10 protein-coding genes are annotated in these 11,781 nt (G+C 68.2%); 6 read left to right on the top strand and 4 right to left on the bottom strand.

The features are described 5' to 3' along the window. Positions 1–12: 12 nt before the first annotated feature. From rsmA to A5663_RS14730, 3 genes are all read right to left on the bottom strand, one after another. Positions 13–936: a 16S rRNA (adenine(1518)-N(6)/adenine(1519)-N(6))-dimethyltransferase RsmA gene (gene rsmA / locus A5663_RS14740; protein WP_068150289.1), complete on the bottom strand. Its 924-nt coding sequence runs from the start codon at positions 934–936 to the stop codon at positions 13–15. After that, on the bottom strand, positions 933–2,060 hold the full coding sequence (locus tag A5663_RS14735) for a resuscitation-promoting factor (protein WP_068150285.1): 1,128 nt from the start codon (positions 2,058–2,060) through the stop codon (positions 933–935). The genes rsmA and A5663_RS14735 overlap by 4 nt, the downstream gene beginning before the upstream one ends. Positions 2,061–2,149: 89 nt before the next feature. After that, entirely contained in the window at positions 2,150–2,998 is an 849-nt protein-coding gene (locus A5663_RS14730) for a TatD family hydrolase (protein WP_068150509.1), read from the bottom strand. 24 nt (positions 2,999–3,022) lie between these two features. Here A5663_RS14730 and metG point away from each other — a divergent pair, with 24 nt between their 5' ends. From metG to A5663_RS14705, 5 genes are read left to right on the top strand one after another with little or no spacing between them, the layout of a single operon-like run. Beyond that, positions 3,023–4,570: a methionine--tRNA ligase gene (gene metG, locus A5663_RS14725; protein ID WP_068150281.1), complete on the top strand. Its 1,548-nt coding sequence runs from the start codon at positions 3,023–3,025 to the stop codon at positions 4,568–4,570. Between the two features lie 8 nt (positions 4,571–4,578). Next, positions 4,579–5,928 (top strand): NADP-specific glutamate dehydrogenase, encoded by a 1,350-nt coding sequence (gdhA, locus tag A5663_RS14720; protein WP_068150277.1) that lies wholly within the window; start codon positions 4,579–4,581, stop codon positions 5,926–5,928. Between the two features lie 49 nt (positions 5,929–5,977). Then, positions 5,978–7,159: an NAD(P)/FAD-dependent oxidoreductase gene (locus A5663_RS14715; protein WP_068150274.1), complete on the top strand. Its 1,182-nt coding sequence runs from the start codon at positions 5,978–5,980 to the stop codon at positions 7,157–7,159. Further along, complete coding sequence (locus tag A5663_RS14710) at positions 7,156–8,061, top strand: RNA polymerase sigma-70 factor (RefSeq protein ID WP_068150271.1); 906 nt, start codon at positions 7,156–7,158, stop codon at positions 8,059–8,061. Before A5663_RS14715 ends, A5663_RS14710 begins: the two co-directional genes overlap by 4 nt. A gap of 13 nt (positions 8,062–8,074) precedes the next feature. After that, positions 8,075–9,322: an aminodeoxychorismate synthase component I gene (locus tag A5663_RS14705; RefSeq protein WP_068150268.1), complete on the top strand. Its 1,248-nt coding sequence runs from the start codon at positions 8,075–8,077 to the stop codon at positions 9,320–9,322. Here the strand turns inward: A5663_RS14705 and rsmI are convergent. After that, the gene (gene rsmI, locus A5663_RS14700; RefSeq protein WP_068150264.1) at positions 9,278–10,114 is read right to left on the bottom strand and encodes a 16S rRNA (cytidine(1402)-2'-O)-methyltransferase; all 837 of its coding nucleotides are present in this window, start codon (positions 10,112–10,114) and stop codon (positions 9,278–9,280) included. The genes A5663_RS14705 and rsmI overlap by 45 nt on opposite strands. Positions 10,115–10,138: 24 nt before the next feature. Here rsmI and A5663_RS14695 point away from each other — a divergent pair, with 24 nt between their 5' ends. Continuing rightward, entirely contained in the window at positions 10,139–11,680 is a 1,542-nt protein-coding gene (locus tag A5663_RS14695; protein ID WP_068150261.1) for a dolichyl-phosphate-mannose--protein mannosyltransferase, read from the top strand. Positions 11,681–11,781: the final 101 nt, after the last annotated feature.

The following is an 11,781-nucleotide window of genomic DNA, read 5'->3' as shown; positions in this document are numbered from 1 at the left end:
TGCCTCGCAGTGTCAGCACACGCCGATCGAGCCCTGCTGCTCCTGCTCGTGAGGTTCGTCGACCTGCGGCTCGTCGGCTCCTCCGGACCGCTGCAGCAGCCGCACGAAGTCGGCGATCGAAAGCGTTTCACCGCGGCGCGACGGGTCGATGCTGGCGGCGAGCAGCCTGCGCGCCGACTCGTTGCCCGAGCCGGCCCATTCGGCGAACGCGTTGCGCGCCGTCTTGCGGCGCTGCCCGAACGCGATGTCGATCAGGTTGAACACCTTGCGGCGGAAGGCCTCGTCGGTGGGCCACGGCGGGGTCTCGTGGCGTTCGATGCCCACCAGCCCCGAGTAGACCCGCGGGATCGGCCAGAACACCGTCGGCGACACCATGCCGTGGCGGCGGACGTTGCCGAAGAATCGCACCTTGGCGCTGGGCACGCCGTACTCTTTGCCGCCCGGTTCGGCGGCCAGTCGCTCGGCCACCTCGGCCTGCACCATCACCATCACGCTGCGGATCGACGGGAACTCCGCCAGCAGGTGCAGCAGCGCGGGGACGGCGACGTTGTAGGGCAGGTTGGCCACCAGGGCCGTCGGCTCGCCGTCCAGCTCTTCCTGGCGCAGGGTGAGCACGTCGCGGTTGAGCACGGTGAACCGGTTGATCTCGCTGTGGGAGTGGTCGGCGATCGTGGTCGGCAGCTGCCGGGCCAGCACGGGGTCGATCTCGACGGCGCTGACCCGCGCGCCGCGGTCGAGCAGGGCCAGCGTCAGCGAGCCCAGCCCGGGGCCCACCTCGAGGACGTGGTCCTGCTTGTTGACTCCGGACGCCGAAACGATTCGCCGGACGGTGTTGGCGTCGTGGACGAAATTCTGACCGAAGGCTTTACGCGGCCGGAAATCGATCTCTTTGGCCAGTTGCCGTATCTCAGTCCGTCCGAGTAGTCGAATGGTCAGCGCGCCCCAATCCTCCCGCTACAAGTCGGCCACGCTCCCCAACCTTGCCGCGCCCGAGTGACTTCAGCAATCGCGATTTGTTCTTCTCTTGTTGCCAAATCAGCTCTCGAAGCATACCTCAGACCGCCGTTGCGCTCCCATGTGTTCTGGTCGAACTGGACGCCGCCGTAGAAGCCGTTGCCGGTGTTGATAGCCCAGTTACCTCCGGCTTCGCAGCGAGCCAGCGCGTCCCACGTCGCAGCGTTGGACACCTCGGGAACGTCGGTGCCGGGCTTGGTGCCGATCCGCACCACGCCTTCGACAGCGGGCGTCACGACGACATTGGCTACTGGCAACCTGCCCGTCTCGGCACCGTTGAGCTTTGCGACCGCAAAGATCACGTCCTGCGTGCCGGGCACTCCCGGGTTCTCGACGACCTCGCGGCTCTGGTTCAGCTCCGGGTCCTCGATGCGCTTGAGCGCCGGCGGCAGCGGCACACGCTGGGCGACCTTCTCGATCCGGTTGCGCGTGACGTCGATCTGCATGCCGTCGACCACAGGCGCCGACGCGGCCGGCACCACGGTGTCGCGCTGCTCCAGCGGCGCGCCGGCCTCGGCCAGCAGATTGCCCACGTTCGGCGCGGCCAGCGTCACGGTGCGCGGCGCTCCGCCGTCGTTGATGTGCACAGTCTTGGCGCTGACAACGGGCAGCGACATGCCGGCCAGCGGAACCCGGCTGCCGCGCGAGGCAGCGGCCGGCGCCGTGTCGGTCATCTGCAACTGGGCGAGCGCCTCGTCGACCGTCGACGCGGTCGTCCACACCTGCCGGCTGTCCTGGCCGTCGAGGGACACCTGCAGCGGACGGCTGCGGCGCAGCACGATCGTCTCGTCCTGACGCACCGGCTGGTCGGCGGACGGGTACAGGTCGTCGCGCTCGCCGACGTCGAACCCGTTCTCCTGGATGACGTCGATGACCCGTGACTTCATGGTCGCCACCGTGGTGGCCGAGCCGTCGACCTCGAGGGTGACGGTCTTGTGCGCGGCGACCGCGTAGCCGCCCGCGGCGGTCAGCGCAAGCAGCGTCGCACCGACCAGAAGGCGTAGCGATGGTGAGCGCGCTTCATGGAGTTTTGTGAAAGTGTTCAAAACGTCGTCTATCTCCGAATATCGGACAGAGCGCGGCTGCCTGGTAGCACTCCGGTTTGATCACAAGACGGTAACGGAGTGCCCTGGCGTCAGCAACTCGTGAGGCCATAGGCGCCGACGGCCGCCGTCGTGGTTTCCTGCGCGATGACTTCGGCCGGCTTGCCGATCGTCTCCGCCAGCGCACGGACAGTGTATGGCAGGCAGTACGGCTCATTCGGCGCGCCGCGGAACGGGTGCGGCGTCAGAAACGGCGCGTCGGTCTCGACGAGTAGTTGCCCAGGCGGGATCAGTGCCGCCGCTTCCCGCAGCTCACCGGCGTTTTTGAAGCTGACTGTGCCCGACAGACTCAGTAGCCAGCCTTGGTCGACGCATTTTCGCGCCATGTCCGGACCCGACGAAAAACAGTGGAAGATCACAGTCGCCGGGGCGCCCTCGGCGGCCAACACGTCGAGAACCTGCTCGTCGGCGTCCCGGTTGTGGATCATCAGCGGCTTGCCTGTGCGCTTGGCGAGGTCGATGTGCCACGCGAACGCATCGCGCTGCGTCGCCGGTTGCGCGCACCCCTCCAATTTCTCCGGCCAGTACAGGTCCAGGCCGGTCTCACCGATGGCGACGACCCGGGGGCGGCCGGCGAGTCGCTCGACGACGGCCTTGGCTTCCTCGGTCAGCGAGTCGGCCCGCGTCGGGTGCAGCGCAACCGCGGCGTAGACGCGGTCATCGGCGTCGGCGGCCTCGGTGACCCACCGCGCCGAGTCGAGGTCGTCGGCGATGGTGACGACGGCCTGCACCCCGACGGCGGCGGCGCGGTCGACGATCGCGGTAACGCTCGCCGCGTCGGTGGCGCCGCACGCATCGAGGTGGGTGTGGGCGTCGATCAGCGGGCGCAACGGCGCCGGGGCGGGTGGCCGCTCGCTCCTGCCTGAACGCTTCGGGCTCACCGCCACACCATAAGCTGAGGCCAAATGAGCGACCCCTTCTACATCACCACGGCGATCGCCTACCCGAACGGCGATCCGCACGTCGGGCACGCCTACGAGTACATCGCCACCGATGCGATCGCCCGCTTCAAGCGCTTGGACGGGTTCGACGTCCGGTACCTGACCGGCACCGACGTGCACGGGCTGAAGATGGCCGAAGCCGCGCAGGCGCAAGGCATCCCGACCGCTGAGCTGGCGCGGCAGAACTCAGATGTGTTCGAGCGGTTGCAGAAGAAGCTCAACATCTCCTTCGACCGGTTCATCCGCACCTCCGACGCCGACCACTACGAGGCGTCCAAAGAGATCTGGCGGCGGATGAACGACGCCGGCGACATCTACCTCGACTCCTACCGGGGCTGGTACTCCGTTCGCGACGAACGGTTCTTCACCGAGGCTGAGACCAACATCGGCGCCGACGGGGTGCGGGTGGCCGCAGAGACCGGCGCGCCAGTGACGTGGACCGAGGAGCAGACGTACTTCTTCCGGCTGTCGGCCTACGCAGAAAGGCTGCTCGCCCACTACCGCGCCCATCCGGAGTTCATCGAGCCCGAGGTACGGCGCAACGAGGTCGTCAGCTTCGTCTCCGGCGGCCTCAAAGACCTGTCGATCTCACGCACCACCTTCGACTGGGGCGTGCCGGTGCCCGACCATCCCGATCACGTGATGTACGTGTGGGTGGATGCGCTGACGAATTACCTGACCGGAGTGGGGTTTCCGGACACGGCGTCGGAGACGTTCCAGCGGTTCTGGCCCGCAGATCTGCACATGATCGGCAAGGACATCATCCGGTTCCATGCCGTCTACTGGCCGGCGTTCCTGATGTCGGCGGGAATTCAGTTGCCGCACAGAGTCTTTGCGCACGGCTTCGTGCTCAACCGTGGCGAGAAGATGAGCAAGTCGGTGGGCAACATCATCGACCCGGTGAGCCTCGTCGACACGTTCGGGCTCGACCAGGTGCGCTACTTCTTCCTGCGTGAGGTGCCGTTCGGCCAGGACGGCAGCTACAGCGAGGACGCGATCGTCGGGCGCATCAACGCCGACCTGGCCAACGAACTGGGCAACCTGGCGCAGCGCTCGCTGTCGATGGTGGCCAAGAACCTCGACGGCATCGTGCCGGAACCGGGAGATCTCTCCGCCGAGGACGCGGCGCTGCTGGAGTCGGCAGACGCGCTGCTCGACCGGGTGCGCGGCCACTACGACGCCGTCGCGATGCACCTTGCGCTGGAGGGGATCTGGTCGGTGCTGGGGTTGGCGAACAAGTACTTCTCGGCCCAGGAGCCGTGGGTGCTGCGCAAGTCCGAGTCGCCAACAGACCAGCGACGCTTCGGTACCGTGCTGTACACCACGCTCGAGGTCGTGCGGATCGCGGCGCTGCTCACGCAGCCCGTGATGCCCGACTCGACGGCCAAACTGCTCGACCTGCTCGGTCAGGATCCCGACGCCCGGACGTTCGCCGCCGTCGGGACCCGACTGAAGCCAGGCACCGCCCTGCCGGCCCCGACCGGCGTGTTCCCCCGCTATCAGGCTGAGTGAATCGAAAAGTGAACGGACTACACGACAAGCTGCACGACATCTACGAAGAGGTCGCGCGGCGCAACGCCGGTGAGACCGAGTTCCACCAGTCGGTGTTCGAGGTGCTGACCAGCCTCGGACCCGTCGTGGACAAGCATCCCGAATACGTCGACTCGGAGGTGATCCGGCGGCTGTGCGAACCGGAGCGCCAGATCATCTTCCGCGTGCCCTGGGTCGACGACCGCGGGACAGTGCAGATCAACCGCGGCTTCCGCGTCGAGTTCAACTCGGCGCTGGGCCCGTTCAAGGGCGGCCTGCGGTTCCATCCGTCGGTGTACCTCGGGATCGTCAAGTTCCTCGGCTTCGAACAGATCTTCAAGAACTCGCTGACGGGCATGCCGATCGGCGGCGGCAAGGGCGGTGCTGATTTCGACCCGAAAGGCCGCTCCGACAACGAAGTGATGCGGTTCTGTCAGTCGTTGATGACTGAGCTGTACCGCCACCTGGGCGAGTACACCGACGTGCCCGCCGGCGACATCGGCGTCGGGATGCGCGAAATCGGTTATCTGTTCGGTCAATACAAGCGGATCACCAACCGCTACGAGTCCGGTGTGCTGACCGGCAAGGGCATGACCTGGGGCGGTTCGCAGGTCCGCACCGAGGCCACCGGATACGGGACCGTGTTCTTCGTCAACGAGATCCTCAAGGCCGCCAACGACAGCTTCGAGGGCAAGCACGCGGTGGTCTCCGGGTCGGGCAACGTGGCGATCTACGCGATCGAGAAGATTCAGGAACTCGGCGGCACCGTGGTGGCCTGTTCGGATTCGAGCGGATTCGTCGTCGACGAGAAGGGCATCGACCTCGACATCCTCAAGGAGATCAAGGAGGTTCGCCGCGGCCGGGTAGCCGACTATGTCGAGATGCGTGGCGGCGCAGCGCAGTTCGTCGAGGACCGCAACGTGTGGAGCGTGCCGTGCGACATCGCGCTGCCGTGTGCGACGCAGAACGAGATCAACGGCGACGAAGCGCTAGCGCTGATCGCCAACGGCTGCCGGATCGTCGCAGAAGGGGCGAACATGCCGTGCTCGCCCACCGCGGTCAAGCACTTCACGGCGGCCGGCGTGACGTTCGCGCCGGGAAAGGCCGCCAACGCGGGCGGTGTCGCCACCAGTGCGCTGGAGATGCAGCAGAACGCGTCGCGCGACATCTGGACGTTCGCCGACACCGAGATGCGGCTGGAGCAGATCATGCGCCGCATCCACAACCGCTGCCTGGTCACGGCCGAGGAGTACGGCCAACCCGGCAACTATGTCGCCGGGGCGAACATCGCCGGGTTCATCCGGGTGGCCGACGCGATGCTGGCGCTCGGCCTGGTGTGATTCACGTCACGTTCTGTCACGCCGCGGACCGCCGCGGTGTCTAGAGGGCATGACTGAACACAACACACACATCCAGGTCGTCGTCATCGGTGGCGGCTACGCCGGGGTGATGGCCGCCAACCGGCTCGCCCCGCACGCCCGCGTCACGTTGGTGAACCCGCGCGCGCAGTTCGTCGAGCGGATCAGGCTGCACCAACTGGTGGCCGGCAACGACGACGCCGTCGTGGACTACGACTCCGTGCTCGGTAAGGGCATCCGACTCGTTGTCGACTCGGCACAGCGAATCGACAGCGCAGCGCGACAAGTGCAGCTCGGCTCGGGCGGAACCCTGGAGTACGACTACCTGGTCTACGCCGTGGGCAGCAACGGGGCCGCATCGAGTGTGCCCGGCGCAGCTGAATTCGCTTATCCGATATCCGAATTCGAGCACGCCGAGCCGTTGCGCGCGGCGCTCGCCGGGGCGGCCGCCGACGCACCGATCGTCGTCGTGGGCGCCGGTCCCACCGGGCTGGAAGCCGCCTCCGAACTCGCCGAGCAGGGCCGCCGCGTCGCGCTGGTCTGCGGAAACGTGCTGGGCCCCTACCTGCACACGGCGGGGCGGCGCGCTGCGAGCAGGCGGCTTGCCGAACTCGGTGTCTCCGTGATCGACGGGCCCGGCGCCGTCGTGACTGCGGTCAGCGCAGGTACCGTGACGCTGTCGGACGGCCGTGAGTTGTACAGCGCCGTCACGATCTGGACCGCGGGATTCGGGATTCCCGACCTGGCAGCGCGCAGCGGGCTGGCCACCGACGCGATCGGCCGGTTGCTCACCGACGAGACGCTGACCAGCGTCGACGATCCGCGCATCGTCGGCGCCGGCGACGCGTCGGCCCCGTCGGACCTGCCGTTGCGCATGAGCTGCCAGGCGGCGATCCCGCTGGGCGCCCAGGCCGCGAACACGGTGCTGAGCCGGATCGCCGGTGCCGAGCCGGCGGCACTGAACCAAGCGTTCACCGGCCAGTGCATCAGCCTCGGCCGCTCCGCGGGGCTCATCCAACTCGCACATCTGGACGACCGGGCCATGCGGTTGCACATCGGCGGCCGGACCGCTGCGGCTGTCAAGGAGGCGGTCTGCAAGGGCACCATCTCGTTCTTGTCCCGCGAGGCCCGCAAGCCAGGGAGCTACTTCTGGCTCAAGGGCGGCAAGCGCAGCCGGCAGGCGGCGGTGGCCCGGGAAACGCTGACCTCATGAACACGGCGCCGGGTGATGGCCACGCCGAACGATTCACGCTGCTGCGCCCGCTGCTGTTCACGATCGCTTATGAGATCCTCGGCAGCGCAACGGAATCCGATGACGTGCTGCAGGACAGCTACCTGCGCTGGGCCGAGGTCGACCTCGCGACGGTGCGCGACACCAAGGCCTACCTAGCCCAGCTCGTCACCCGGCAATCGCTCAACGCGCTGCGGGCGCAGTCCCGCAGGCGCGAGGACTACGTCGGCCCGTGGCTGCCTGAGCCGTTGCTGCTGGAAGCTAACGACCCCTCGGCCGACGTGGTGCTCGCGGAGTCAGTCTCGATGGCGATGCTCGTCGTGCTCGAGACGCTGAGCCCCGACGAGCGGGCGGTGTTCGTGCTGCGCGAGGTATTCGGGTTCGGCCACGACGAGATCGCCGCCACCATCGGCAAGTCGACGGCGGCCGTGCGCCAAATGGCGCACCGGGCCCGCGAACACGTGCAGTCTCGGCGCAAACGCTTCGAGCCGGTCGACCAGAAACTGTCGATGGAACTGACGGCGCGGTTCTTCGCGGCCGCGTCGAACGGCGACATCGGCGGGCTGCTCGAGATGCTGTCGGCAGACGTGGTGTGGACCGCCGACAGCGACGGCAAGGTCAGCGCGGCCCGGCGCCCGGTGACCGGCGCCGAGAAGGTCGCCAAGCTGATCGTCGGCCTCATCCGGGTGGCCGGCGAGTCGGGCCGCATCGAGCCCGCGACGTACAACAACGCGCCGGCGCTGAAGCTCTACCTCGGCGACAGCTTCGAAGGGGTGATAACCGTCGAGGTCACCGAAGGCCGCATCAGCCACTTCTACGCGATGCGCAACCCGGACAAGCTGGTAGGGGTGGACGTCCCGCGGGAGATCGCCCGCAGCATCTGAGAAGCTGAGTCCCGTGCGGATCGACCGGCTCGGCGACCTGGGCGACGCCCCGGCAGTGCTGCGCGCCGTCGGATACGCCGCCGCCGAGCGCGGACTCGCTCCCCCCGCCGCACTGATCGGCGACTGGTTCGGGTCGACGGCGATCATCGCGCCGACCGTCGACATCGCCGCCGTCGAGCCGTCGCGCGTCTTCGACGTCGTACCGGGATCCGGAGATGCGGTCGGCGGCGGATGGTTCGGCTATCTGTCGTATCCGGACGCTGCGGCCGACGGTCGCGGCCCGAGAATCCCGTCGGCCGCCGGCGGCTGGTCCGACTGCGTGCTGCGCCGAGACGGCGAGGGTCAGTGGTGGTTCGAAAGCCTCAGCGGCGCAACAATTCCGGCGTGGCTGGTCGAAGCGCTGCGGACGCCCGCCGAACCCAGGCCGTTCTCCGTGGAGTGGGGCGACGCCGACCGCGACGCGCACCGCCACGGGATGCTTGACTGCCTCGACGCGATCGCCGCCGGCGAGGTTTACCAGGCGTGCGTGTGCACGCAGTTCCGCGGGCGGGTCGACGGCGCGCCGCTCGACTTCTTCGCCGACGCCGTGCAACGCACTTCACCCGCACGCGCGGCCTATCTCGCCGGGAGCTGGGGTGCGCTGGCATCGCTGTCCCCGGAACTGTTCCTGAGTCGTCGCGGTGATGCGGTGGCCTCGAGCCCCATCAAGGGGACGCTGCCGCTGTCCGCCGATCCGGCCGCGCTGCGTGCGTCGGTCAAGGACGTCGCCGAGAACATCATGATCGTCGACCTGGTGCGCAACGACCTGGGCCGGGTGGCGATCACGGGGAGCGTCACGGTGCCCGAGCTGCTGGAGGTGCGGCCGGCGCCGGGCGTGTGGCATCTGGTTTCGACGGTGTCGGCCCGAGTCGACGTCGACGTGCCGATGGCGGCGGTTCTCGACGCCACGTTCCCACCCGCGTCGGTGACCGGCACGCCGAAGGCGCGAGCCCGTGAGCTGCTCACCGAATGGGAACCCGTTCGGCGGGGAATCTACTGCGGCACAGTCGGTCTCGCGTCGCCCGTCGCGGGGTGCGAGTTAAACGTCGCGATACGGACCGTGGAGTTCGACGCAGCGGGCAACGCGGTACTCGGCGTCGGTGGCGGGATCACCGCGGACTCGGACCCCAACCGCGAATGGGAGGAGTGCCTGCACAAGGCGGCGCCGATCACCGGATCACGAGCGCGAACGCAGAACCGCATCGTAGAGCTCACGCCGTGACGGTGCGCCCGGATTCGCGGCGATCACGTCGGCGCACGCGTCCTTGACTCGCACGCCGTCCTCGACCAGCTCGTTGACTTCGGCCACGAGCGTGCCGAGGTCCGCCTTCGGAACGGCGCCCGCCAGCACGACGGTGATCTCGCCCAGCACCCCGTCGGCGGCCCACGCCGCCAGTTCGGTGAGTGAGCCGCGCACCACCTCCTCATGGGTCTTGGTCAGCTCGCGGCAGACCACCGCGCGGCGGGCCCCGCCGAGCACCTCGACCGCATCGATGAGGGTTTCGGCGAGCCGGCGCGGCGACTCGAAGAAGACACAGGTGCGCTGCTCGCCCGCCAGCGTCCCCAGCCAGGATCTGCGCGCGGACTGTTTGCGCGGAGCGAAGCCCTCGAAGCAGAACTTCTGGGCGGGCAGACCGGACACCGCGAGCGCCGTCGTCACCGCGGACGGGCCGGGCAGGCAGCGGACCGTCGCACCGGCCTCGATGCACGCCGTCACCAGCCGGTATCCCGGGTCGCTGATCAACGGCATGCCCGCGTCGCTGACCAGCAGCACCGTCGCTCCGGCGCGGATCTCCTCGAGCAGCCCCGACACCCGCGACGCCTCGTTCTGGTCATAGAGGCTGACCACCTTCGCGGTGAGCCTGACGTCGAGGGACTGGGCCAACGTCCGGATGCGGCGGGTGTCTTCGGCGGCGACGACGTCGGCGCTTCTCAGCGCGTCGACCAGCCGCGCCGAGGCGTCGGAGGGCTGGCCCAGCGGCGTGGCGCCGATGAGCAGTCGGCCGGGGGTCATGCCGGACAGCCTACGATCGCACTCGTGACCGCCCCCGCCACCACAGCGCCGCGCGCGGTCCCGGTCATCAGCCCCGCGTCGCAGGTGCCGGTCGCCGACTTCGGTCCCGTCGACCGCCTGCAGGGCTGGGTGATGACGGCCGTCATCGCCGCGCTGGCCGCGGTGACCAGGTTCCTGCGATTGGGGTCGCCCACCGACGCGGGGACACCGGTCTTCGACGAGAAGCACTACGCCCCACAGGCCTGGCAGATGCTGCACAACCACGGCGTCGAGGACAACCCGGGTTACGGGCTGGTGGTGCACCCGCCAGTCGGCAAGCAGTTGATCGCGATCGGCGAGGCGCTGTTCGGTTACAACGGGTGGGGGTGGCGGTTCGCCGGGGCGGTCTGCGGGGTCGTCATGGTGGTGCTCGTCGCGCGTATCGTGCGGCGCATCAGCCGGTCGACGTTGGTCGGCGGCATCGCGGGGCTGCTGGTGACCGCCGACGGGGTCAGCTTCGTCACCTCCCGTACCGCACTGCTCGACGGATTCCTGGTGGTGTTCGTGGTCGCCGCGTTCGGCTGCCTGATCGTCGACCGCGACCAGGTGCGCGAGCGCATGCACGTCGCGCTCCTGGAGGGCCGCACCGGCGAGACGATCTGGGGACCGCGGCTGGGCGTGCGATGGTGGCGCTTCGGCGCCGGCGTGCTGCTCGGATTGGCCTGCGCCACAAAGTGGTCCGGGCTGTACTTCGTCGCGTTCTTCGGTGTCATGTCGCTGGTGTTCGACATCGTGGCCAGGCGGCAGTACCGCGTACCGCGGCCATGGTTGGGAGCGTTGCGGCGCGACCTGGGGCCGTCGCTGTACGCGTTGGTGTTGATCCCGTTCGTGGTCTACCTGGCGTCGTACACGCCGTGGTTCGCCTCGGAGACCGCGATCAACCGCCACGAGGTCGGGCAGTCGATCGGCGAGGACAGCGTGTTGCCGATTCCCGACGCGCTGCGCTCGCTGTGGCATTACACCTACGCGGCGTACAAGTTCCACGCCGGGCTGACCAACGCCGACGGCAACCATCACCCGTGGGAGTCCAAGCCGTGGACCTGGCCGATGTCGCTGCGGCCGGTGCTGTATGCGATCGACAATCAGGACGTGCCGGGGTGTGGCGCGCAGTCGTGCGTGAAGGCCGTGATGCTGGTCGGCACGCCGGCGATGTGGTTCCTCGCGGTGCCAGTCCTCGCCTGGGCGGCGTGGCGGGCGTTCGTCAAGCGGGATTGGCGTTACGCCGTCGCACTCGTGGGCTACGGCGCCGGTTTCCTGCCGTGGTTCGCCGACATCGACCGCCAGATGTACTTCTTCTACGCGGCGACGATGGCGCCGTTCCTGGCGATGATGATCGCGTTCATCCTCGGCGACATCCTGCACAAGCCGGATCAGAACGCCGAGCGGCGGACGCTCGGGCTGATCGCGGTGAGTTGCTATGTCGCGCTTGTACTGACGAACTTCGCGTGGATGTATCCCATCCTGACGGGCATTCCGATCTCGCCGGCGACGTGGAACATGCAGATCTGGCTACCGTCCTGGCGCTAAGCGCTCGTTGCGCCCGCCGTCCGTTGCGCCGAAATAGCATTCCTGGTTGCTATGCAGGCAATTTCACAGCCATACCTTCTCTTTGGCGTGCCCGCCACGCG

Origin of the sequence: Mycobacterium sp. E740 (genome assembly GCF_001672895.1) — a bacterium.
Classification (GTDB): domain Bacteria; phylum Actinomycetota; class Actinomycetes; order Mycobacteriales; family Mycobacteriaceae; genus Mycobacterium.
This window is presented reverse-complemented; position numbering and strand designations above follow the sequence as displayed.